The following is a 24,812-nucleotide window of genomic DNA, read 5'->3' as shown; positions in this document are numbered from 1 at the left end:
AGCAATTAGTGATTTTTGAATCCGGCCCTATCATTATCTAATGTCCAATATTGTTTTCTTTGACCTTCCAATTTACTCGCGAATGGCGACAACGGTTGGAATAACGAATGAACTAGCTCAGCGTGGAGAAGAAATAGCTTGTTACTGCTTTGAGGAATTGCGAGATCTGATCGAGTCTCATGGAGCAAGATTCTGTAATCTTCCCAAGATGAAGGAAGCACCCGAAGATGTGACGCTTCAATCCCGCGTTATAGAGTACACTTTAGATGCTGTACCGATTTTGTTAGCACAACTCGAACGTGATCGACCCAAGTTACTCATTTTTACATCAAAATGCTTATGGGGAGCTGTGCTGGGTGACTTACTCAATCTCTCAACAGTTTGCATTCACACGAATTTCCTACTACCGCCTAGTTTTTTTCCCCCAATACAGCTTTTACTAGAAGCCTATCCGATTGCTGAAACTCCTCGACATCTACGCCTCTTTAATCGAGATAGGCAGCTTTGGCGACAATTGATACAAAAGTACCCACTCAAGCGGATCGAAGAGCGTGATGTTTTTAAGCTGCAACCGAATTGTATGAACTTACGAGGGGATTTAAATATTGTCTATGCATCCGAAATGTTTCAGATCCAGCGTTCGAAATTCAAGAAAAACTATCATTTTACTGGACCCTGCTATATCGATAGACCTTTAGATCCCGAGCTACCATTAAAAACAATTCAGAACAAGTCAATCATTTATATATCCTTAGGATCAATTAAATTGTATAATACAAAATATCCTTTTTATGAAAAGTGTTTACAAGCATTCAAAGACAGCGATCGCACGATAGTGATGGCCGTAGGTGAGATGGTTGATGTTGAATCGCTCGGACAGATTCCATCTAACTTTATAGTAAGAAATTATGTACCGCAGCTAAGTATTCTCCAGCACGCTAGTGTTTTTATTACCCATGGAGGAACAAACAGCACTTGGGAGGCAATTCTTAACCAAGTTCCAATGATTGTTTTTCCTCAAGGAGGAGATCAATATCTAGTTGCTAATCGAGTGGAAGAATTAAGGTTAGGACGATGGGTGAAGCAGAAAAGTATTCAGCCTAGAGAATTCAAAAAAATTGTTGAACAGGTAATAGAAGATAATGAAATTCGTGATAGCATCAAACGGCTAAGCAAATCATTTCGAGAAGCAGGAGGAATCCAAAAAGCTGTCGATCTCATTTTGGAGTACAAGAAATGAAACTAACAAAAGATCAGATAGAGCAATATGAAGAACAAGGGTTTTTATTCATTTCAGAGTGTTTTTCCTCCGAGGAAGTTTCGGCAATCCGCGCTCAAGTACCAATCGTTGTAGCTGATGAGACATTGGGGCGAGCTTGGGAAGAAGATGAGGAAACCTTACGCACCCTTTACGGAATTCATCTCACCAACCGGATTTTTCGCAGTTTAGTCCGTCACCCGCGCTTACTTGAACCCGCACAACAGCTTTTCGGTCCTGAGTTATACGTCTTCCGTAGCAAAATAGTGATGAAGTCAGCATTTACAGGAGGAATGTGGGGATGGCATCAAGACTCAGCCTTCGCACAGCATTACGAAAAAATTTCCGCGCCGAAAGGGGGAAATGTCATCCTTTTTTTAGACGAGGTTAATGAGTTCAATGGGCCAATTTATTATATACCTGGGTCTCACACACAAGGTTTACTGGATTGGGATCAGAGCGTTGTACAGAGTCCGACAGCCAGTGTACCATTGACCGTAGATCGAGGAAGGTTTGTGAAATTTGTAGAGAAGTCAGGGATTTCAGCGCCGAAAGGTCCTGCTGGCTCAGTTTTGTTCGTACATTACGATACATTGCATGGTTCAGTTCCCAACATTTCTCCCTTTGAGCGTCGAAATTTTGTAATTACATACAGCTCACTTGAACAGAGCGCCCTTCCCAAAAAGGAAAGTCCAGCCTTCTTTTCAGATCCAGAGCGATCGCCGCTAGTTCTGCTTAGTGAAGATGAGGCTAATCGCTATTTGACTTCCAAAGGGTAGCTAATTATGGCAAATCCCAGGAGCAGATGTCTCAATTAAGGCCGACTTCCATCCTGAAACCTTTTTCTGGCAAAGATTTGATGGGTTTTCAACCTCAGCCTTCCTTAAACAGGAATAGGGTCTCCTGAGTTTTTAATCGTAAGGCAAGCTTATCAATTCTGAAGCCGTTGAATGGAGACTTTTTTTCGTGTAAAGCAAGTAGTTTTTTGTATGATGGCGAACCTTTTCAAGCACAAACCCAGGAGACCCCAGGGATAGAGCCTTTTATTTTTTTGAACTCCCCAACATCGAATCAAACAAGACAGCACCATGAAGATAAGGAAACATAGCCTCAGTGGGAAGACGGTCTTGATCTTTCGCAAAAACATACCAAGTTTGCCTTGGACGAAACCAGGGGATTGAAATTCCTACAAGCCCCACATCCTGTGCTAATTGCCTAATTGTCGATGGTCGAAATGTTACACACATCGGGTATTCCCAACTATCTCCTTCAGTGTCATAATCTCCCTCCAAAAAGGTAGCAAGGATGAGACCATCAGGTTTCAAATATCTAGCAAAGTTCTGGAGACAAAGCCTCACTAGGTCAATCCCAGTATGAGTCAATATGGACTGTGCGAGGATAAAATCAAAATGGGTTTCAAATTCGGCCAAAGAGAATTGATCATTGTAACTAAAGAACGGTTTCTTGATACGGAGGAGATCCTGTCCAACTTGAAATTTTATCGCATCCTCGATTAACCACCTGTTAGGATCGACCCCGTAATAGCAACCTTCATCAAGGTAAGTCAGGAAAAGCCGACCCGCACGAAGTGAGCCACAGCCAAAATCGAGCAATTTATGCTTGGATCGAAGCCCCAGTGTACAGAGCAACCGAAATTGAGATGCTCCCATGAAATCGTACTCTTCTGCGGGACCCACATAATCGTTATAGTTTTCTCCAGCAGTTATCCCCAAATCTGTCATCGATATTGTTAAATTAACGAAGCCACCCTACTATGGTAGCAGTTCATGAGTTGATTTTGACACGATCGTTCAGAACAATATTAGCGATCCCCGCTATCTGGGTAGAATTGGATTTTCATACCAAACCACTCCTAAGTTAGTGGTTTCTTCGCTGGTAAGTACGTCTAAATCTCCATCTCCATCTAAATCGATTAATTGCACTAAATCAAACTTAATCCCCTCTAAACCGCTAATGTCGTAAGCTGCTAAATCGGAGTTAATTGATTGTGCTGCATCCGATAGCCACATTACAGAGGATTTATCCCGTGCATTTTCGCTGCTGAAAACAATATCTAGCTTTCCGTCTAAATTAATATCGGCAACTTTCAGGCTTTTAGCATTTCCAGTATTTTCGGGTAAGTTAATCGTAAATTCTTCCCATTGGTCGAGTTTAGCTGAAATTTGACGAAAGTAAATTAATTCTTGCCCTCTGATGGCGACTAAAATATCAAGCAATCCATCTTTATCTAAATCGACAAGCTCCAGAAACATTACCTCTCGATCGCCATAACTTTCTACATCACCGATCCGATGGAGGGGCCATTTTTCGGCCATCGCTTCTGGCAAACTGGGATTCTCGAACCACAGACAACCGCGATTTTTGCTCAGACGATCGGAGGCTACAAGATCTAAATCCCCATCTCTGTCTAAATCTGCCGCTACTAAAGACATGATCCAGCCAGCGTCGTATAGAGAATGCCACTGCCAAGCCGATAAGTCTCGGGGATTCTCTGGAGCCTCGAACCAACCAATTTGAGCTTTCCTATTTTTGCCTCCAGCTACTAAATCGAGGCCATGTTTGCCATCGAGCTGTAAGGGCAAGGCAAACATCCACTGCTGCTTATTCAAGCTTGCAGGAATGGCCTTGGTTTCCCAGAATAACTCTGAGAGATAATCTGTTTTTTCCTTCGGTGCCCAATGTACGGATAAGGTTTTAGTTTTCCCCTCGCTGGAACTAATTACATCGATCACTCCATCTCCGTCCAAGTCTGCAAATACAGCATCTTCTGGGGAAGCAACTTTACCTACAGTGACTTGAGGCCAAGGGGCCTTGGACTTACTATGGCCAGGGTTGAGATAAATTTTAATTAGACCCGCTTCTTCCCAGGGGGTGGCAATATCCAATAATCCATCGCCGTTAACATCTGCCAGGCGCACTCCGTCAGCACCGCGCACCTCATCAGTACCTTGCTCGATGGTATGTCTCTGCCAGGGTGAGGCGGCTTCTTCAGCCTTGACATTGGCTGGAGCGCTCGCCCACAGCATGGCCCAAATCAATAATTTCATCAAAATTACCGCCACTATTTTGAATTTGGCTCTCTTCAAGGGTAAAAAACTTGGGGACATTGGATTAATGATTCCGGTTCTTCTGGGGTAGTTATGCTAATTTAGCATAAAATAAACCCTAAAATCTTTGCTAAGCAAGGATTTTAGGGTTCAAAAAAAGCAATTATAATGTAAGCATTCAGGTAACTGGGGTTGACAAAGCCACCCCAGTTACTTTAAAACTGGAATGAGAGAAGCTTGTCAAGAGGTTACCAACCAAAAATCTTGTTAATTGATGCTGGCTATGGTAACAATAAAAGCTTTTTTAAAGAAGTATAAAAAAAACTAAAATATATAGTATTAGTTGCTAAAAACTAAAAAATACTAATCAAAAAATCAGTAATCCAAATAAAACTTATTCTAGGTAAATTCTAAAAAAAATTGCCATAAGCCATAATAGTAATTTTAATAAATAAATTTAAGTTTAGATAAACTAAAGACGGTTTGGCTAGCAACATTCAGTGGGAGATTGTCTAGTCTAGAAGGATAAAGGCTCTTCCGTACTTGTTATGCTAAATAAACAGTATGTAAGAGGGAACAGGGAACAGGGAACAGTGGTCAGAGGCCGTATTCAGAAAATTTTGTTAGTTGAATAGCCTAAGAATCCTTATACAGTAAGCTTTCTAAGTTTTTTAACTGGAAATTTAGCATACCAGGTACTGAAGAACCAGGATAAAGAACTTTTGCTATCGTAATGAATCCTAGTTCTTTTGAAGAAGCGACAGATATTGACTATTTTATCACACACAAATGTTGAGTCAGAAAAAGTAACAACATAATGGCTATTATCAACCTAATTTAAAATAAATTGAGGGGATTTTTTGTTTATCGAAAATTTCCAAAAAAATAGAATTTTTAAAAATATAAATTAGGAATAAACGAAGCCTAATTCGTGAAGTTTAATTGGTGTTTTGTGCCTATCAATTTATTCTTTGGCATGAGTTAAATGGAGGACTATAAAGGATATGGCCTAATCAACATTTGAATACATTTACTGAAGCTAATAAAGCTTTTAGTAAAGCTATGTCTTGATAGTTTATTCGATTGGCTGACCAAAAATAGGGATGTATTTGCTGCTCACAAAGAGGGTTTGGGGTCTATTTGGGCTTAAACTTCGTTTAAGTCCCACTATTTGGGAATAATAAAAATGTAAACGTCGCATGCCACTTTTTGTGGTAATGGTAAAGATGTAGTAACTTGAGCGCAATCGGCCAAGGGGTTTGAGATGCTCAAACACTACTTGCGATCCACTACCCCAGCGACAATTGACACATGCATAATTACGTTGATGCTTATCTAATTTCATTCCCTAAATGCGGACGTACATGGTTGAGATTAATGATAGGCACAGCCCTACAACAACAATTTGATTTATCTCATCCCGATATTAAACAGAAAATGTTATCATTGACACCCCTAGCGGAGTTGCACCCGAACATTCCGACAATTCTGATAGATCACGATGATAACCCCCAATGGAACAAACCAGAGGAACTTCAAACATCGAAAGATCGGTACAAAAATGTCAAAGTTATTTTTTTGGTTCGAGATCCAAGAGATGTGGTTGTTTCTGCTTATTTCGAGCAAAAAAAACGGGTTTATTTATGGGCAGATGGTTTCAAACAAGATAAAAGCTTAAAAAAATACCTAGATAGGATTAAACCTTATGAAGGGAATTTGTCAGAGTTTATTTATGAAGATGTAGGTAGCTTAAAGACTCTATTGAGATATTACAATATCTGGGAAAAAAATCGACATATACCTAAAGATTTTTTGCTAGTACGTTATGAATATATCCACGAAAATCCCCACCAACAATTAAGAATAGTTCTAGATTTTTTGGGAGTGCAATACCGAGATGAGGTAATTAACGAAGCGGTGAATTACTCTTCTTTTGAGAAGATGCGAAATATGGAAAAAACGCAAAAATTCGATCTTAAGCTAAAACCTGCTAATCTAGAAGATGAAGAATCCTACAAAACTAGAAAGGGTAAAGTTGGCGGGTTCGCAGAATACTTAAATGAAAAAGAAATTGCCTATATTAATCATTTGATTAATGACACTCTGTCCGATTTTTATGGATATAAGGCATAATTAGGGCTTGCTTGCGAAACTGAAAAAGTTGAGTTACTTCCTAATCGTCCAGAAAGGCAAATACTGACTGGGATTGGTTGTGATGCCTTCAAGCCCATTATGAGCAAAAACAAAATCCTTGTTTTGCCAAAGGGGAATGTAAGGAATCTCCCGAGCTAGGATGTCTTGAAGTTCTGCCAAGATTTTGTGGCGAGCTTCTGGGTCTCGCTCTTGGCGCTGCGCGTCAATTAACTTATTGGCGCGATCGCTATAGAAAAATGAACCTAGACTTTGAGCAGCACCTTCCTTACAACCTGTTACCTCAGAGCCCCGATCGCAATCTAAAAAGGGTTGAATATAGTTATCTGGGTCTAAAAAGTCGGGATACCACTCTAAAAGAAAACTGGGATAGACTCCTTTAGATAGATTACTAGCAGCAGTGGCAGTGTCTACACTCTCGATCTCAAAAACTAGCGCTCCATCCAACTCTTTATCCGCCAAAGCTCTCAAAGTAACAGCTACTAATTCGTAAGTTTTAGAACCAGCAGGATACCAAATTTCTACAATTGCAGGATTTTCAGCCGAGTAACCAGCCTTTTTTAACAACTCTTTTGCCCGATCGTAATCTCCATCCCCATAGGCTTCTTCAAAGACTGGCTTATAAGCATTAAAGACAGTAGGAAGTAGGCTATAAACTGGTTCTACCTGATTCTGGAAGACTCGCTGGACGATCGAAGAACGCTTGACCAGAGCCGCGATCGCTTGGCGTACCTCCAGTTTATTCAAGGGTTCTTGCCTCAAATTCAATACCATGTAGCTTAGGGAAGTTCCCGAGGCTTCGATCCCTTGCCAATCTCCTCTAGCGCTGCCTTTTTGCAAACTTTTTATCTGTTCTGGCTCCAGGGTTCGATAGGCAATATCGACGGCATGAGTGCGAAAACTATTAAATAAGTTAGCGGGATTATCAGCATAAATCTGCATATCCACCCCTTTATTAGCTGGTTTTTCTCCCCAGTAATCCTCAAAAACATCCAAGCGGATAGAATCGGTGTTATACTCAGCCAACTTATACGGGCCGGTGCCAACAAAGATTTTAGGATTAAACTTTTCTTTACCAATTTCATAAGCTTTGGGAGAAACTGCACAAGTACCAGGGAAAGCTAAGATAGCAGTAAACCCAGAGAATGGTTGTTTCAGTTTGATGCTGAGTTCATATTCTCCTGTGGCTTCTACAGATTCGACCAGCTCTGAGAGCAGGAAGGAAGGTTTGCCGCCATTTTTTATGAAGCGTTCCAAGGAAAACTTCATGGCTTCTGCATTAAAAGGAGTACCGTCGTGGAAAGTTACTCCTTTCCGCAAAGGAATTTTGTAGAGCAAATTATTTTCACTTATTTCCGGCATTTCTGTTGCCAGTTGCGGTTCTAGCTTGGCTCTGCCCAATTTGTTAGCGTAGAGAGTGTTGCTCAGGTTATAAATTACATTAATTCCAGCCCATCCATAAGTAGCAGCAGGGTCGATATTTTGAAGTTTTAATGTCGTTCCAATAGTAACGCGATCACTTCTCTGGCTTTTATGTGAAGTTGAATTTTGATAGTTCCCAGAGTCATGACAGGCAACGACTAAGCAAAACCCAATAAAAAATAGACCGATAAATTTGCTAAAGTAACAATAGCTATCGCTCCATTTATTTAATGTGTGGACTAATAATGTTTGGACTAAATAGACGCGATGTCTTTTTCGCAGTTTTTTATATAGGTCATACATTGAAATTATCATGTTTTTCTCTGTTGCTTTTAATGACCTGTATGTATTTATCCCCAGATTAATCGTGATTAATTTGCGAGATGGATCGCTCTCAACTCGCTGTCGAAGTGGTTGTCGCATTCCCAAGATCGTCCCGCAACGTCTCTAGCAACTTTAGCCCCAAAGCGATCGCCTTTACAAGCGGAGATAAACACATTGCAAACCACAACAGGTTATTGCTATGCCAATACCAAGCAGCAATTGCGAGCGGCACAAATCCTATACTAAAGGCCGCCAAGCTAGAATTGCGCAAAATTTTTCCTTCTGTCAGTCCTACAAAGTATCCTTCTAGGCTCGAAGTCAGGGCGGAAAAAATCTGGAAAGGTAATAGCCACAGAAGATAGCGATAAATATTTTCAGTCACTTCTGTATGGTTTGTTAAAAGCGTAAATACGGAGTTTGGAAAGAGTATATATACACCAGCTAGAGAAAGGGCAATAAACAAGCTTGTCATTCCAGCGATCACGGCAAGATTTGCCAACTGCGAAGAAGCTCCCTGACCTTTAAAGTTGCCTGCCAAACTTTGGGTAGCAAATCCTACACCCTGAACCACAAACAGGCATAAAGCTGCTGCTTGCAATAGTACAGTATTTTGGACCAGTACAATAACCCCCATAGCTGAACTCAGATTGGTAAAAATGGATAAAGTTGTGACCTGAGTTAAACTTTGCAGTAACAGATTCCCGTTCAGCTTAGAGGTAGCTTTGATAACCGACCAGTCCAGAACCTTTTTGATTGTTGCTAACACGGCTGACCAATCAATATGGAAGCATACTACGGTTAATCCCCCTAACAACATCAGATACTGACTTATGGCTGTGGTTACTCCTGCCCCAGTACTGCCCCACCCCCACCTAATAATAAATATATAGTCCAGTACCACATTGGCGACACTTTCAATTACAGATAAAACTAAAACAAAGCTGTTCATTTCTCGCCCAAACAACCAACCGATGAGGACGAAGTTTAATAAAACAGCCGGTGCTCCCCAGATACGGGCATTAAAGTAGTCAAGACCTGCATCTTTCACATCCATCGAACCAACGAGGAAAGTGAACCCTAGCTTTTGTAACGGGTACTGAAGAGTCAGAATTAGGAGAGCGAGTCCCAGAGCGATGAGACCATTCCTCAGTAGAATCAGTAGCATAGCTTCGTCATCCTCTGCTCCCATAGCTTGCGCAGTCATACCAGTGGTAGAAGAACGTAAGAATTTTAAAACCCGATACAAGTAGCTAAAGACGATCCCAGCCAAGGCTACCCCTGCTAAGTAACGAATATCGGACAAATGTCCTAAGAATGCTAGATCTATTAACCCAGACAGAGGCACAATAATGCTAGAAAGAATATTGGTCAATACGAGTCGGTAGAAACGAGGTAAAAAGTCGTACTGGGAAGGTAGAGTAAAATTCATTGTGTCAGCTAGCTAAAAGGTTATATACGAGCTAATGCCCAGACATGGTAGGGAAAGTCAGGTTCGTTTTCTAGCGAGTGAACTTGGGGATTGTATGGAATCCATTGAGAGAAGTTAGCAATAATACATTCGCGATTTCCCCAAGAACCTGTTTGAATAGTCTCTAGAGGAAAACCGCATTCGTGAAGAAAGTATTTGAGTCCTGTTTCTGTCCACCGGGTACAGTCTATGGGGTAATTATGAACCTTGACTAGAAAGGGAACGGAGATGAGAAAATACCCTCCTGGAGAAAGCATAGAAATGACATTCCGACAAGCTCGATAGGGATATAATAGATGCTCGAAAACTTGCTCGGCTATAATTAAATCAAAACTTTCTGCTAGAGAATTCGAGCAAATATCGTACTCAGGATAACTGATCGTATGATATTCCCGGAACCCAAAATCTCTCCAAGTATGCCCAGAAATTTCCAATGCTCGCCATTCTGGGTACGGCAAAGCTTCTAGAAGCTTTGCCGTTTCCTGATTCATTATCACTCGACTCCAAGTAATCATAATACCTCGATTAAGCTGATTGAAATGAAATAGCGTTACTTATAAAAAATTAAGCCCAAATGAATGAAGCCCAAACTTGCTTTATCAACGGCAAAAACGTTACAAGTCATGGTTAACCAATCAAAAAATCGAAAAGACATAACTGTCTTCCCACTCCCTCTGTCAAGTGGTCACTTTTTTGGTGACCATAATCATCAATTATCAAGCTAAAACCTCTGCTGATTATTGTCTGACTAAACTTATTCATTATCTCCAAGCGACATTCATTGATCTTTTTCCCAGACCAGGGTGCTTTTGTTAAAAAATGCGACAAACGATGGTAGGTCACCCCTACAGCGTTATCTGCAATTTGAAATAGGTTTTTTTTTTCACATTACCCCAATAATCCTCCTGAATAATGTCCAAACTCCCTTTTTTGAGCTTTATAAGTAAATAGATCATCAAATCGTTTCCACCATTTTCCAAAACACGGAAACATGGCTGACGTTGCATCAATGCGGAATGATTTTATTAGTTTTGTGGAATGGGCATCTTGTTGTGGAATGGGCATCTTGTTGTGGAATGGGCATCTTGTTGTGGAATGGGCATCTTGTTGTGGAATGGGCATCTTGTTGTGGAATGGGCATCTTGTTGTGGAATGGGCATCTTGTTGTGGAATGGGCATCTTGTTGTGGAATGGGCATCTTGCCCGTTTCCTGCCTCGGGCGGGGAGGATGCCCACCCCACTTATATTCATGGCTTGATTCAGCCATGCGGCATTGCTGCGGGGGTTGTCTCGTTCATTAGGGGTCACTTTGGCGTGAAAGCTTTGCCGACAAATCATTATACCCTTTTTTATTCTTCTATTTTCCCTAAATCCCGTTATGTGTTAGCTTATTTTTTTTTGCATCATTATGCATCATATTTGAGTTTAAAATAAAAAAAATACCAAAATTTAGGATATATTTGAATTATAAAACTATCTTTATGAGTAATAAATAATCTTTTTTTCTTGATGATTAGGCGTTAAATCCTAAAACCCGACACCTAACACCTATCACCTATAGCGTTTGCATTTGAGATGTAAACCTGTATGGTCTTTTTTGATTGGACAATAAAACTGAGGATCTCGAACCCCTCTTGCCTCTTGCCTCTTGCCTCTTGCCTCTTGGCCTTCGGGAGTATGTTGACAACCCAGATACAAACGCGCTTATCACCTATAATCTTTATTTTCCAATCAAGAGGTAAGGTTTTATGGCTTTATAATTGGAGGATAGCCAAAAGTACATGCTTTGATTGTGGCAAAGCATCTACCTTTGGAAAGAGTGTTGTTGTCTTCCCTGTTGAGAGAGTTGAACCGACCTTGCTAGCTTTGCTAAAAACCCTTATCGACATTATCAGGCGTTGGTGGTCGGAGTTTACCCTCCAGACCAAGCTAATGGCAGCAGCAACTCTGGTTGTCTCATTGCTCATGAGTGGTTTGACCTTCTGGGCGGTGAATACGATTCAGCAGGATGCTAGGATGAACGACACTCGCTTTGGTCGTGATCTCGGTCTCTTGCTGGCTGCCAACGTTGAACCTCATGTTGCGGCACATAATTTCGACGAACTAGCTCGCTTTTCCAGCCGCTTCTACAGTAGTACCTCTAGTGTGCGTTACATTATCTATGCTGACGAGGATGGGGAAATAATCTTTGGTATTCCTTTCTCCGCAGCAGAAGTAAAGAATTCTTTAACCATTAAGCGTCGGATTGAGCTACCGGAGGGCTACGCCAAAAACTCTGATCAGCCCATGGCACGGCAGCACCTGACTCCTGATGGTCAAGTTACTGATGTGTTTGTTCCCCTAATTGACGAAAACAAATACTTAGGGGTTTTAGCTGTCGGGATTAACCCTAACCCTACGGTGGTGGTTTCCTCCAATTTAACCAGAGATGTGACTATTGCTGTGTTTATCTCGATCTGGGTGATGGTGATTTTAGGTGCAGTGGGCAACGCCTTGAATATCACTAAGCCCATTAAAGAACTACTAGTAGGGGTGAGAAATATTGCTGCTGGTAATTTCAAGCAGCGGATTGAGATGCCTTCGGGAGTAGAACTGAGGGAATTGGTGTGTAGCTTCAATGACATGGCAGAGCGTTTAGAACGCTATGAGGAGCAAAATATTGAAGAACTTACCGCAGAAAAAGCTAAGTTAGAGACTCTAGTTTCCACAATTGCCGATGGTGCTGTACTGATTGATACCAATTTTAAGGTAATGTTAGTCAACCCGACAGCACGGCGGATTTTTGGTTGGGAGGAGGAAGACATTGTCGGTAAAAATGTCTTATACCATCTTCCTGATGTGGTCACAATGGAACTAACACGACCGCTTTATCAAATGGCTACAGCGGAGAAACAGACAGAAACAGAACGGGAATCCCGCGAAGGTGAAGAGTTTCGTATTACTCTGACCAAACCGGTCTCTCGCACAGTTCGGATTCTGCTAAGTAAGGTACTCAACCAATCCCGGGAAAATATTAAGGGAATTGCTATCACTGTTCAGGATATCACCCGTGAGGTGGAGCTTAATCAAGCAAAAAGCAATTTCATCAGCAATGTTTCCCACGAACTCAGAACACCTCTATTTAACATTAAATCATTTATCGAAACCCTCCACGACTACGGCGAAGAACTTAGCGAAGCTGAGCGGAAGGAGTTTCTTGACACGGCTAATCGGGAAACTGACCGACTAACCCGTCTAGTTAACGATGTCTTAGATTTATCACGGCTGGAATCTTGTCGAATTTATCAACTTGAACCCTTTGACATTGTTAGACCTATAGAGCAAACCCTGCGCACTTATCAGCTCAACGCTCGTGACCAAACTATTGAACTGGCTCAGGAGATTGAACCAGATTTACCACCAGTTATGGGTCACTACGATTTGTTGCTCCAAGTCTTGGCTAATTTAGTGGGCAACTCGTTGAAATTCACCGAGCCTGGTGGACGAGTGGTAATTCGTGCTTATCAATTAGAACCAGAACTTAATCCCCAAGAAGGAAAAGGCAGGGTGCGAATTGAAATCTCTGATACGGGAATTGGCATTGCTCCAGAAGACCAACAGGCGATTTTTGACCGATTTTTCCGGGTAGAAAACCGAGTTCATACCCTGGAAGGTACAGGATTGGGGCTTTCAATTGTCAGAAACATTATCGAAAGACATCATAGTCGAGTAAACTTAGTCAGTGAAGTGGGAGTTGGGACAACATTCTGGTTTGATTTAGAGGTGTGTGAAGAACAAAAAATAACGGTTAAAGAACATTTGCAAGTAGACACCTCACAGACAATACCAATCGACTCAGCGACTGCTAGTAATCTGTCAATTTCGTAGTGCTTAGTACTATCATGTCTAGTCGATTAAATTTTGACGGAATACTAGTTGACTTTAACTAGTTGCCATCAGGGCTAGCAAAAAGCTAGCAGCGATTAATACCAATAGACCTAGTAAGGCTGGGTTTCTTTGACACCAAAGCCTGACGGATTCGAGTAAGCCACGCTGGGGATTATAAATCTGCTCAGGCTCTGAGGTACTTTCGGAACTATCCTCGTAAAGGGTACACTCCTTAGCATAGGGACGTTGGGGAAAGGTACAGGTATCATCAGCATGATAGGTACAGGTTTCACACAAGGGTGTATCTCCTGTGGTTTGGTGTAAGGTAATCCCGGGATGACCATAGGCTTTAAGGATTGCTCCACAATGGGGACAGGTAATTACCTTGCTATTGATAGGTTGATGGCATTTGGGACAATTGGTCATTAGTCATTAGTCATTTCTCAATAGTGATTTCTTCATCTTAACTGTCTTGCACATCGAGCTGATTCCTGTTCTTTGCCTCTTTGCCGTTTGATTATGTCCCCGTACTTAATTATTTGCCCCGGTATCCATGACCCCCAACTGACCCAGGATTTTTTAGCAAGTTTGGAGCTATCAAGTCCTTGGACTGAGAAAGTGTTAGTTTTTCCAACTCAGGACTACCCAGCTTACTCTGCTATTCATATTTTAGAGTTCTTGCAACGTCACATTGGTTTGGTGAAGACTCCCATAGTCTTGATCAGCTTCAGTGCTGGGGTAGTGGGTGCGATCGCAGCAGCTTGGGGTTGGCAGCTACTGGGAGGAAACATCCAAGCATTCATCGCTATTGATGGCTGGGGTGTGCCTCTGTATGGCAATTTTCCCATCCACCGGATTAGTCACGATTACTTTACCCACTGGAGTTCAGCCCTATTGGGGGCAGGGGAAGACAGTTTCTATGCTTCACCACCAATAGGCCATTTGGACTTGTGGCGATCGCCCAGATGCCAAGGCTGGTGGGTTCAAGTGCCTAGAGGTGAGCAACCACCACAACGAACTTATATAACTGCGGTTGAGTTTATTATCGAGTTATTGGTGATTTACTCAACTACACTGTGAGCAGCAATATTGGTTAGTAATTGTGGCCCTTAACCGAGTGTTAGATTAGTCTAGATTACAGATTAGTCCATCGTGAAGGAAGTGCTTGCCCTGCTAGAGAAGTTTCGTAGGTTGGCACTAGAGCTTACTACCTGATTATCGCATTTTGCAAAAGCTTGGACTACAAGAATCTGGACTTTTAGAGAACCCGATGATCAGTGTTGACCTTAAAAATCTCTATAATTTCCTAGTATAAAAAAAAAGATATGTGTAAAGTTTAATGGAGCGCGTAGGTGTGTTTTAGTATATAACAGCTCCTAAGGTAGTTTAGTACTTGTGATAACCTACACCGACTTCAGTATATAACACCGCTCAGTCAGCCTCATACTCATGAGGATCTGAGTTTAATGCTTATAGTTATACACAAAAATATTAATTTAATTTTGATTTAAATCAGTAATTATAGTAAATATGAATAAAACTAGTAATTTAATATATCATCCACAAATTAGTTATATTTATCCGATGTCAGAGGCGCAAAAATGCTTATGGTTGCTCCACCAAATCGCCCCTGAACAGACTGCTTACAACGAGTATAATGCGGTCAAAATTAATTCACCCTTAGACATAGAAGCCTGGAAAGCAACATGGCGAAAAATCGTAGAACGCCATAGCATTTTACGAACCACATATGGAACGGATAATGAAGGCGAACCTGTGCAAATTGTTCATCCGACGATGAATGTTACGATGCAGGTGATTGATGCTAAGGATTGGAGTGAAGAACGGTTAAAGAAAGAAATTTTAGCCTGTGCAGATGTTCTCTATGATTTAGAAAAAGACCCCATTATCCGATTATATTTGTTTCAGCGTTCCGCAAGCGAATGGGTTCAACTGTTTACGATTCACCAGATTGCTAGTGATAGTGTTACCAAAGATTTATTTTTAAAAGAATTCCAACAATTATATCGGGGTATTCCAGTTAAAGAACCTTTAGCTTATACCGATTTTGTCAATTGGGAATCAGAAATGCTGAAGTCACCTTGGGGAGAAACGCTTTGGCAATATTGGGAAAAACAATTAGCAGGTGAGTTGCCAATTTTAGATTTACCAACGGATCTACCGCGCCCCAGTGTCGTTACTTATCGCAGTGATTTCCATGAATTCAAGCTCAATGAAGAATTGCTATCGCGTCTGAAACAACTACAATCCGATAGTATTAGTCTGTTTAAAATTGCCTTGAGTGCCTTTTATGTGCTGTTATATCGCTACACAAATCAGAACGATATTATTGTCAATATTCCCACGGAAAATCGACGAGGTAAAAAAGAGTTTAAGGAGGTAGCGGGCTATTTGGCAAGCTTAGTTGTTGTGCCAGGGAATCTGGACGGGAATACGACTTTTAAGGAATTGCTGATTCAAGTCGCTCAGACTGTTGACCAAGCCCTGAAACATGAAGCTTACAATTATCCCTTGAGTCAATTGCTCAAGCAGTTGAAACTGAAAAGTAATTTCCGTCATCCTCTGGTTTATTCTGTCATGTTTAATTGGCGAAAAATAGAGTGGTATAAAACAGAGTATCAAGAGGGATTACTTCAAATTCAGCCTTATCTGTTAGCAGAACAACGTGGCGCTCCCTATGAGCTCTCTGTAGAAATGATTGAAGTGGGTGATGAGTTGAATGTTCGATGGAATTATAATAGTGATTTATTTTATCCTGAAACTATAGACCGGATGGCGAGGCATTACCTGACCTTGTTAGAGGGGATTGTCGCCAATCTAGAAACGCCCATTTTTAAATTACCGTTGTTGACTGAATCCGAACGTCATCAGTTATTAATTGAGTGGAATAATACTCAGGTTGATTATCCCAAGGATAAGTGCATTCATCAGTTGTTTGAGGAACAGGTAGAAAAAACACCGGATGCAGTGGCGGTGGTGTTTGAAAACCGACAATTAACCTATCGGGATTTAAATTGTCGGGCGAATCAATTAGCACATTATTTACAATCAAAAGGAGTCGGAACAGAAGTTTTGGTGGGGATATGTGTTGAACGTTCTCTTGAGATGGTGGTGGGATTGTTGGGGATACTCAAAGCTGGTGGGGCTTATGTTCCCATAGATCCAGCTTATCCGATTGAGCGCATTGCCTATATGCTGGAAAACTCTCAAGCTTCAGTACTATTAACTCAAAAAAACTTGGTAGCTGGATTACCGGAAAATAAAGCGCAAATCATTTGTTTAGATGCTGACTGGAATCTAGTTAGTCAACAAACTGACTTAAATCCCAACTGTACTGCTTCTGAGGAAAACTTGGCTTATGTAATCTACACTTCCGGTTCTACAGGTAAGCCTAAAGGTGTAGCAATGAAGCATCTTGCCTTGAGGAATCTGATTTTGTGGCAACGGTCAAACACAACAGTTTCAACCAGGGCAAAAACGCTGCAATTTGTACCAATTAGCTTTGATGTCTCTTTTCTAGAAATATTTTCAACCTGGTGTGGGGGTGGAACCTTGGTCTTAATCTCAGAAGAACTGCGACGAGACCTTGTTGCTTTACTACATTTGGTAAGAGCAAAACAAGTGGAAAGACTGTTTCTGCCTTTTGTTGCTTTACAGCAGTTAGCAGAGACCGCTCAAACTTTGGGATTGATGCCCACAAGTCTGCGGGAAGTAATAACAGGAGGGGAACAGTTGCAAATTACTCCAGCGATCGCCAGCTTTTTCTCCCAGCTAAAAGATTGTTCCCTTCATAATCAATATGGACCATCAGAAACTCATGTTGTAGTTACAGTATTTACCTTAACCGGTTCTACTGACACTTGGTCAGCGCTACCACCCATTGGTCGTCCCATCGCTAACATTCAGATTTACATATTAGATCGATTCGGACAACCTGTACCCGTGGGAATTCCTGGTGAGTTGTACATCGGTGGAGTTTCTCTAGCCTTAGGTTATCTCAACCGTCCCGAATTGACAGAGCAAAAGTTTATCCCTAACCCGTTTAGCAATAAACCAGGTTCTCGCCTCTATAAAACTGGGGATTTAGCCCGTTATTTACCCGATGGAAATATCGAATATCTCGGTCGGATCGATAATCAGGTCAAGGTGCGGGGTTTCCGGATCGAACTTGGAGAAATTGAAGTAACACTCGCTCAACACCCTGACCTGCGGCAGACTGCGGTGATTGTCCGAGAAGACCAACCAGGGGATAAGCGCTTAGTCGCCTATGTTTGTCCAAATCAGGGGCAAATCCTGACTTCGGGTCAACTGCGCCGCTTTCTCTGCGAAAAGTTACCAGACTACATGGTGCCCGGAACGTTTATAATTCTGGAAGCTTTTCCCTTAACACCTAGCGGCAAAGTCGATCCCAGGGCTTTACCTGCCCCTGATGCTTCAAGTTTGGTTCGTGAAACCAGTTTTGTTGCCCCCCGGGATTCGGTAGAACTGCAACTAGCTCAAATTTGGTCAGAGATTCTAAATGTTTCTCCCATTGGAGTTCACGACAACTTTATTAAATTAGGCGGAGATTCCCTGTTAGCCACCAAAATTATAGGGCTAGTGCGCGATCGCTTGCAGGTAGAACTAGGGCTAAATTACTTATTCGAGTGTCCTACAGTAGCAAAGTTAGCCAAAATTGTTACCCAGGTAGCTCAACAAGAGCAATCATATTGTTTGCCATCCCTGGAACCCATTTCACGACAGCAAACCATTCCTTTATCCTTTGGTCAAGAACAATTGTGGTTTCTCACCCAATTAGTTCCCTCTGAACCAATCTACAATGAAACCTTTACCATTCATTTGGGTGGGGATATTAATATCCAGGCATTATCAAACAGTTTGACAGAACTCATCCGCCGTCACGAAATTCTGCGGACTACATTTAGAGTCGTCAACGGACAGCCAGTTCAGGAGATTCATCCCCCATCACGTTTGACTTTACCCGTGGTTGATTTGCGCTTCTTGCCGGAAACGGAACGAGAAACCGAAGGGTTGCGAATTGCCACCGAACAGCTTCGCACTGCTTTTGACCTAGCCCGAAGCCCCTTGCTGCGAGCCACTCTGATTCAGCTTGGAGAAACAGATTATCGGCTCTACTTGGCAGTGCATCATATTGTGGTGGATGGAGAATCCCTCACCAGTATATTTTTTCCGGAATTGGAAACCCTTTATGGGGCATTTTCTCAAGGCTTACCGTCACCTCTGCCGGAGTTAACCATCCAATATGCTGACTTTGCCGTTTGGCAGCGACAGTGGTTACTCGGAGAAATTATTTCCAATCAACTTGCCTACTGGGAGAAACAACTGGAAAATTTACCCCAGTTACAACTTCCCACTGACCGTCCCCACAACCCACAAACCACCTTTGCTGGTTCGCGACTTTGTTTTACACTCTCAAAAGATTTAACCGAAAAGCTCATTTCCATCAGTCGTAAAGAAGGTGTCACCTTATTTATGACCCTAGCAGCAGCTATCAAAGTTTTGCTTTATCGCTATTCATCCCAAGAAGATATTGTCATTGGCACTGTCAGCTCCCAACGCAACCGACCAGAGTTACTTGGGGTCATGGGAGACTTTCTTAATACTTTAGTTGTGCGTAGCGACCTCAGTGGTAATCCTAGTTTCCTAGAACTGTTAAAGCGAGTCCGAAATATCATTTTATCCGCTTACGGCAATCAAGATGTGCCGTTTGAACAGGTGGTCAATGCTCTTGATCCCGATCGCCACGTCAGCCAAAATCCCCTGTTTCAGGTAATGTTTGTGCTTCAGCCCCCTTTAACTGATGATAAGCTGGGATGGAGGGTTAGCCAGTTAGAGTTAGATTCGGGCTGCTCGAAGTTTAACCTCACTTTTAATTTAGAGGAACGACCAGAGGGAATAATAGGGGCGATAGAGTACAATACCGATTTGTTTGATGCTACAACTATTGACCGGGCGATCGGACATTTGATGACTTTACTAGAGGGAATTGTTGCTCATCCGGAAACTTCCATTGCTCAATTGCCTTTGTTGACTGAAAGTGAGTGTCATCAGTTGTTAGTGGAATGGAATAATACTCAACTTGACTATCCCAGGGATAAGTGCATCCATCAGTTATTTGAGGAACAGGTAGAAAAGACACCAGATGCAGTGGCAGTGGTATTTGAAGAGCAAAAATTAACTTACCATCAGTTAAATTGTCAAGCTAATCAACTGGCACATTATTTGCAAACTCTGGGGGTCGGACCAGAGGTATTAGTGGGCATCTGTGTTGAACGTTCTCTGGAGATGGTAGTGGGATTGTTGGGGATTATGAAAGCAGGTGGAGCTTATGTGCCGTTAGACCCGAATTATCCTCAAGAGCGAGTTGACTATATTTTATCTAATTCAGAAATCAAAGTCCTGATTACTTCTAGTCAGTTGTTACGTTCCTTAGCCAAAAATAAAACTCAAGCAATTTGTTTGGATACAGACTGGCAGATTATTTCTGATTCAAATAAAGCCAATCCTGAAAGCACGGTTAAACCCAAGAATTTATCTTATGTCATCTTTACCTCTGGCTCAACAGGAAAACCGAAGGGCGTACAAATTTGCCATCAATCTTTGATGAATTTTATCAATTCGATGAAGCATGAGCCGGGGTTGAATAGTCGCGATCGCATCTTAGCAATCACCTCAATTTGTTTTGACATTCATACCCTGGAAATTTACCTGCCCTTAACAGTAGGTGCCACAATAACGTTAGCAATTCCAGAAGTAGCGATGAACGGGGAAAAATTGGCAGATAAACTAGCCAATGATAGAGTGAATGTGATGCAAGCCACCCCCGCTACTTGGGGAATGTTACTGAATGCCAACTGGTCAGGTTGCCCTGAGTTGAAAGCCATTTGTGGTGGAGAAGTTATGCCACAATCTTTAGGGGATAATTTATTAGAAAAAGTCGGCGGTTTATGGAATATATACGGTCCTACTGAAACTACCGTTTGGTCAACAATTAGAGAGGTAAAACCTAACCGCGCCAGTTTTCACAAAGATGCCCCTGAATCCATAGGTCGTCCGATTGCCAATACCGTTATCTACATCCTAGACTCTCATCTCCAACCCGTACCCATTGGTGTACCCGGAGAACTGCATATTGGTGGCGCGGGTTTAGCCCGAGGTTATCTCAACCGTCGAGAACTGACAGAGCAAAAGTTCATTCCCAACCCGTTTAGCAATAAACCAGGTTCTCGCCTCTATAAAACTGGGGATTTAGCTCGTTATTTACCCGATGGAAATATAGAGTTTCTCGGACGTATTGATCATCAAGTAAAAATTCGAGGTTTCCGCATCGAACTTGGAGAAATTGAAGCAGTACTTGTCCAACATTCCAAGGTGCGAGAAGCTGTAGTCATTGCCCGCGAGGAAATTCCAGGAGACAAACGTCTAGTTGCTTATTTAACTACTAATGACGCAAAAACTACGATCAATGATTTGCGTTCTTTCCTCAAGACTAAGCTACCCGAGTACATGATTCCTGCTGGTTTTGTCTTTCTCGAAGCAATGCCCCTGACTCCTAATGGTAAAGTCAACCGTCGTGGCTTACCTGTGCCCGATGCTTCAAGTTTGGTTCCCGAAAGCAGTTTTATTGCCCCCCGCGACTCTCTGGAATTACAACTAGCCCAAATCTTTTCAGAAATTCTCGGTGTTTCTCCCATCGGAGTCCGAGACAACTTCTTTGACCTTGGTGGTCACTCTCTGTTAGCAGTGCGTCTGATGGTACAAATTGAGAAAGAATTTGGCAAAAATCTATCTTTAGCCGCCCTTTTCCAAGGAGCAACCATAGAACAGTTAGGGATTCTACTGCGCCAAAAAACTGATACTCACTCTTGGTCTGGCTTAGTTGCTATTCAACCTCAAGGTTCCCACCCACCGTTCTTCTGTATGCCTGGTTCCGGTGGCAATGTGGTCTACTTCCACCAACTCGCCCGTCATCTGGGAAATGACCAACCTTTTTACGCTTTGCAACCTCCATCCTTAGATGGGGTGTCGGAACCCTTTGGTAGTGTTGAAGAGGTAGCCGCCTACTACCTCCAAGCCATCCAATCCCTTCAACCCTCTGGTCCGTACTTCCTCGGGGGTCATTCCTTTGGGGTTCTGGTTGCCTTTGAAATGGCACAACAGTTACAACAAAAGGGAGAAACCGTCGCCCTACTCGCCCTATTTGATCTTCCCGCCCTACTTCCTGGTAGCGCTCCAAAACAGCTAGATTGGGATGATACCCGATGGCTAACTAATATTGCCTATATCCTAGAAATGTTATCTGGAAAAAATCTAGAGATTTCTTATGAATCCCTAAAACCTCTAACTCCCGAAGCACAATTAAACTATCTCAAACAACAGATGGAAACCGTCAACCTGTTGCCCCCTAATTCAGGAATTGAACGAGTGCGTGGGATTGTTCAAACTATTAAAGCTGACGAACTTGCTTTTATGAGTTATCTCCCACAAGGAGGTTATCAAGGTCGGATTACCCTGTTCCGCACCAGGGAAGTTTATCAGGATGAATTGGGAATGCTTGGTGCAATTCCCACGGATCCAACTTGGGGATGGAACCAGTTTTCTACTCAACCTGTAGAGGTTCATGTGATTCCTGGAAATCATACTACTATGTTGAGTGAACCTCACGTTCAGGTATTAGCTGAAAAACTTAAATTTTGTCTAGCTAGGGTTTGCTGAAAAAGTCTACAAAGGCTGGGGGAGTTTACATTCCCTTTGATCTGGGCTATCCTCAAGAACGTTTAGCCTATATGTTGTCTGATTCTCAAGTGTCGGTGGTTTTGACGAGTAATACCAAATCTGGTTTAGCCAGACCACAAACAAGTCAATTAGAATCCATATATATCAAAATTTTCTCAATAAGATATGTGTCCTATAGTAACCGGATTTGGTATAAGACCTCAGCCCTAGCCTTGCCTAGCTGCAACCGATGATAACTGGCTGGACTTATTGTCCACGCCCCGGTTTACAGTCTACAAAACTTAATGCTTCGGTATCGAGAAAGCTGGCAATTGCCATCTCAATAACTGCTTCAATTGGATACTCAATTTCAGCAGCACGCTCAACGAGAGCAGCCTGAATATGTTCGGGCAGGCGTTCCAAGATGACCTTTGCATCAGTGGAGGAGATTCGCCCCAAAAGTTCTACCTGCATAAGTTTACTGCTCCATTGGGATTTGGACATTATAGGGAGGTTCGGTAGCCCTCAAGATGATAGCTTCTAGCTCCAATAGTAGCGCAGGGTTTTGCCAGTAGGAAATTGTCTGCATAGCAATACGAACATCTTCGTCGCTATATTTGTCGAGCCATGCCCACAAAAAAGCTTTGTGTCCACCACTGAAGCGACCTCGCAAGCTCTTGGTCTTACCAATGTAAAGCAGTCCATCAGTTTTATGCCTGATGGCATAGATGCCAGGACGAGCAGGGATGTGGCTAAAATCACGGTTCAAGAGTTGGCATTGGTCAAAGGGAGTGAAGGCTATTGCGTCCAAGATTCTTCGTGCTTGGTCTTTTACTTCAGAGTTATTCTTTGGCATGGAAACATCGGAGCTATTTGCACAGATGCCATGCTCCCACAGATTATGTGATGGTTGCCAGCTTTTTGCGATCACACTGGTGCCGTAGGCAATCCCTCGCTACTAGCCGTAACTTGAGGTGGGCAAAAATGGGCAATCTATCAGTTCAATTGTTAAAGATATTTGTTTTGCCCACCCTACAAGGTCTGGGATCACACTGCTTGACCCATTAAGAATTAAATTCGCCACGGGTCGCACCTAAAAGATACATGCTGTTTTGGGCGCGACCTTGGATGTAGTGATAAGGGTCATGTGCTTCGGTGAAAATGAACATAGGGTCTGGCGACTGTATCAAGCCATAGCTCATTGGCATCAAAGCCTTATATAGTAAGATTTTTAGGGCTCATGTCACCCCCTCAGAATCTTGACTTAAGCGTCGATACCAATTCCACTTTCCCTAGGTGCGCTCAACCACCCAACGCTTTTTGAGAAGAATGAAACCAAAGGATTCTTCGGGACGCAGCACGAGTTGCACAATCATTCCGTTGGTATCCATGACAAACCGTAGAAAAGGCTCACCGCTATATCCTCCGGACACCACTACCAGATAGAGGCGACGAACCTGCTCTCCCAAATGCTGTAAACGGCCATTGACTTGCTTGCCTGCTTCCCTTTCCGGAACATTGGCTGCTGTGACCTTAACGCACATTACTAGCCCCAAGGTATCCACTACCGTGTTGCGTTTTCGTCCCTTGGTTGCTTTGTAGGTGTCGTAACCCACAGCTTTATTCACCCGGAGTGCTAGTGGGAACACTCTGACTATCCATGGCGCACCTCTGAAGGACTTTCAACTCGACATGACATGACTCGGTTCAAACTTCGTAAACGTTGATGAATCACATCCCAAGTTCCATCCAAGCGCCAGTTACGGTGCGGAGGTGTAGACTGTCTGCCAGGCCGGAAAATCATCCGGCAGATCTCGCCATTTACACACTTAGACCTCGTAGAAAATGGCGTTGATGACTGAGAACATGCAGACACGGCTTCGACGACCCCCTTTCTTAGCTGGAGGCAGCAGTGGCTTAATCAATTGAAACTGCTCATAAGTCAGATTACTCGTATATACTTTACTCATTGCTCTCACGGCCTTGTGTGTATTTTTCCTTAATCACACTTTACCCCGTGTGAGCTTTTTTACTCTCTCTCATACTTTTCAAACAGCCTCTTAACTGCTATATAGCAATTTATTTTAAGACACAATTTTCACTTGACTAGCTGCCAGTTTCGCTTTTTCTCTAGCTTCAGCAACATTTTTTCCTTTTGCTAAAGCTACTCCCATACGACGATTAAGTGGTTACCACGACTATATTGGTAAACTTAAATTTCATTCTCTTGCAGCGGGATATTGAGCCATTTAATCAGCCAACAAATCTTCGATTTTGAGGCTAGATTTGATGACTTCACTTATTACCTAAATTGGACTCAATCCATGATTTAAAAAAGTTGCATAGATATATCAATTCATCCCTAAAACCCTGGGGGGGCGACAAGCGCCCTGTAACCCTTGATATATCTTAAATTGAGCGAATTATGGTAAAAAAAAGATAGGTCAGAAATTGTCAATACGACCTATCAATTGAAAATGCTACCAGAATTATATCA

The 24,812-nt window shown here is 42.3% G+C and carries 17 protein-coding genes and 3 pseudogenes; 9 read left to right on the top strand and 11 right to left on the bottom strand.

What is annotated here, in order from left to right; genetic code table 11:
* The first annotated feature begins 40 nt into the window (after window positions 1-40).
* On the top strand, window positions 41-1,240 hold the full coding sequence (locus F6J99_RS04075) for a macrolide family glycosyltransferase (protein WP_293111819.1): 1,200 nt from the start codon (window positions 41-43) through the stop codon (window positions 1,238-1,240).
* A complete protein-coding gene (locus F6J99_RS04070; protein ID WP_293111818.1) occupies window positions 1,237-2,037 on the top strand; it encodes a phytanoyl-CoA dioxygenase family protein in 801 nt (266 codons plus the stop codon). Before F6J99_RS04075 ends, F6J99_RS04070 begins: the two co-directional genes overlap by 4 nt.
* A 264-nt stretch (window positions 2,038-2,301) precedes the next feature.
* Here the strand turns inward: F6J99_RS04070 and F6J99_RS04065 are convergent, their stop codons facing one another.
* Window positions 2,302-3,000 (bottom strand): class I SAM-dependent methyltransferase, encoded by a 699-nt coding sequence (locus F6J99_RS04065; protein WP_293111817.1) that lies wholly within the window; start codon window positions 2,998-3,000, stop codon window positions 2,302-2,304.
* A gap of 93 nt (window positions 3,001-3,093) precedes the next feature.
* Window positions 3,094-4,326 (bottom strand): VCBS repeat-containing protein, encoded by a 1,233-nt coding sequence (locus tag F6J99_RS04060; RefSeq protein ID WP_293111816.1) that lies wholly within the window; start codon window positions 4,324-4,326, stop codon window positions 3,094-3,096.
* 906 nt (window positions 4,327-5,232) lie between these two features.
* Between F6J99_RS04060 and F6J99_RS04055 the strand changes: the two are divergent.
* Both F6J99_RS04055 and F6J99_RS04050 read left to right on the top strand, forming a co-directional pair.
* Window positions 5,233-5,476, top strand: a pseudogene (locus tag F6J99_RS04055) (IS701 family transposase); the annotation flags it as partial.
* A 161-nt stretch (window positions 5,477-5,637) separates the two neighbouring features.
* Window positions 5,638-6,459, top strand: coding sequence for a sulfotransferase domain-containing protein (locus tag F6J99_RS04050; RefSeq protein ID WP_293111815.1), 822 nt, complete (start codon window positions 5,638-5,640; stop codon window positions 6,457-6,459).
* A gap of 33 nt (window positions 6,460-6,492) precedes the next feature.
* On the opposite strand, the gene F6J99_RS04045 is transcribed toward F6J99_RS04050, so the two are convergent.
* From F6J99_RS04045 to F6J99_RS04030, 4 genes and pseudogenes are all read right to left on the bottom strand, one after another.
* Complete coding sequence (locus F6J99_RS04045) at window positions 6,493-8,214, bottom strand: ABC transporter substrate-binding protein (RefSeq protein WP_293111814.1); 1,722 nt, start codon at window positions 8,212-8,214, stop codon at window positions 6,493-6,495.
* A gap of 79 nt (window positions 8,215-8,293) precedes the next feature.
* Entirely contained in the window at window positions 8,294-9,652 is a 1,359-nt protein-coding gene (gene gntT / locus F6J99_RS04040; protein ID WP_293111813.1) for a guanitoxin biosynthesis MATE family efflux transporter GntT, read from the bottom strand.
* Between the two features lie 20 nt (window positions 9,653-9,672).
* Window positions 9,673-10,182 carry a methyltransferase domain-containing protein gene (locus F6J99_RS04035; RefSeq protein ID WP_293111812.1) on the bottom strand — a complete coding sequence of 170 codons (510 nt, stop codon included), beginning with the start codon at window positions 10,180-10,182 and terminating at the stop codon, window positions 9,673-9,675.
* A 166-nt stretch (window positions 10,183-10,348) separates the two neighbouring features.
* A pseudogene (locus F6J99_RS04030) lies at window positions 10,349-10,684 on the bottom strand (transposase); the annotation flags it as partial.
* A 45-nt stretch (window positions 10,685-10,729) separates the two neighbouring features.
* On the opposite strand from F6J99_RS04030, the gene F6J99_RS04025 reads away from it, so the two are divergent.
* Window positions 10,730-11,125, top strand: coding sequence for a hypothetical protein (locus tag F6J99_RS04025; RefSeq protein WP_293111811.1), 396 nt, complete (start codon window positions 10,730-10,732; stop codon window positions 11,123-11,125).
* 423 nt (window positions 11,126-11,548) lie between these two features.
* Window positions 11,549-13,558 (top strand): two-component system sensor histidine kinase NblS, encoded by a 2,010-nt coding sequence (gene nblS, locus F6J99_RS04020; protein WP_293111828.1) that lies wholly within the window; start codon window positions 11,549-11,551, stop codon window positions 13,556-13,558.
* A 54-nt stretch (window positions 13,559-13,612) separates the two neighbouring features.
* Here the strand turns inward: nblS and F6J99_RS04015 are convergent, their stop codons facing one another.
* Window positions 13,613-13,984 carry a zinc ribbon domain-containing protein gene (locus F6J99_RS04015; RefSeq protein ID WP_293111810.1) on the bottom strand — a complete coding sequence of 124 codons (372 nt, stop codon included), beginning with the start codon at window positions 13,982-13,984 and terminating at the stop codon, window positions 13,613-13,615.
* A 93-nt stretch (window positions 13,985-14,077) separates the two neighbouring features.
* Here F6J99_RS04015 and F6J99_RS04010 point away from each other — a divergent pair, with 93 nt between their 5' ends.
* The 3 genes from F6J99_RS04010 to F6J99_RS45405 all read left to right on the top strand — a co-directional run bounded on the left by F6J99_RS04010 (window position 14,078) and on the right by F6J99_RS45405 (window position 22,569).
* Window positions 14,078-14,638 carry a hypothetical protein gene (locus tag F6J99_RS04010; RefSeq protein ID WP_293111809.1) on the top strand — a complete coding sequence of 187 codons (561 nt, stop codon included), beginning with the start codon at window positions 14,078-14,080 and terminating at the stop codon, window positions 14,636-14,638.
* 504 nt (window positions 14,639-15,142) lie between these two features.
* Window positions 15,143-22,315: a non-ribosomal peptide synthetase gene (locus tag F6J99_RS04005; RefSeq protein WP_293111808.1), complete on the top strand. Its 7,173-nt coding sequence runs from the start codon at window positions 15,143-15,145 to the stop codon at window positions 22,313-22,315.
* Window positions 22,309-22,569, top strand: a complete 261-nt coding sequence (locus tag F6J99_RS45405) for an AMP-binding protein (RefSeq protein ID WP_365972557.1) — start codon at window positions 22,309-22,311, stop codon at window positions 22,567-22,569. Before F6J99_RS04005 ends, F6J99_RS45405 begins: the two co-directional genes overlap by 7 nt.
* Window positions 22,570-22,582: 13 nt before the next feature.
* Here F6J99_RS45405 and F6J99_RS04000 read toward each other — a convergent pair whose 3' ends face one another.
* From F6J99_RS04000 to F6J99_RS45400, 4 genes and pseudogenes are all read right to left on the bottom strand, one after another.
* The gene (locus tag F6J99_RS04000) at window positions 22,583-22,789 is read right to left on the bottom strand and encodes a hypothetical protein (RefSeq protein WP_071106566.1); all 207 of its coding nucleotides are present in this window, start codon (window positions 22,787-22,789) and stop codon (window positions 22,583-22,585) included.
* Window positions 22,790-22,793: 4 nt separating this feature from the next.
* Entirely contained in the window at window positions 22,794-23,171 is a 378-nt protein-coding gene (locus F6J99_RS03995; protein WP_293019023.1) for a GIY-YIG nuclease family protein, read from the bottom strand.
* A gap of 382 nt (window positions 23,172-23,553) precedes the next feature.
* Window positions 23,554-24,285: pseudogene (locus F6J99_RS03990) on the bottom strand (IS5 family transposase).
* A 114-nt stretch (window positions 24,286-24,399) separates the two neighbouring features.
* Window positions 24,400-24,489 carry a hypothetical protein gene (locus tag F6J99_RS45400; protein WP_365972555.1) on the bottom strand — a complete coding sequence of 30 codons (90 nt, stop codon included), beginning with the start codon at window positions 24,487-24,489 and terminating at the stop codon, window positions 24,400-24,402.
* Window positions 24,490-24,812: the final 323 nt, after the last annotated feature.

This window comes from Moorena sp. SIO4G3 (genome assembly GCF_010692305.1).
GTDB lineage: Bacteria > Cyanobacteriota > Cyanobacteriia > Cyanobacteriales > Coleofasciculaceae > Moorena > Moorena producens_A.
This window is presented reverse-complemented; position numbering and strand designations above follow the sequence as displayed.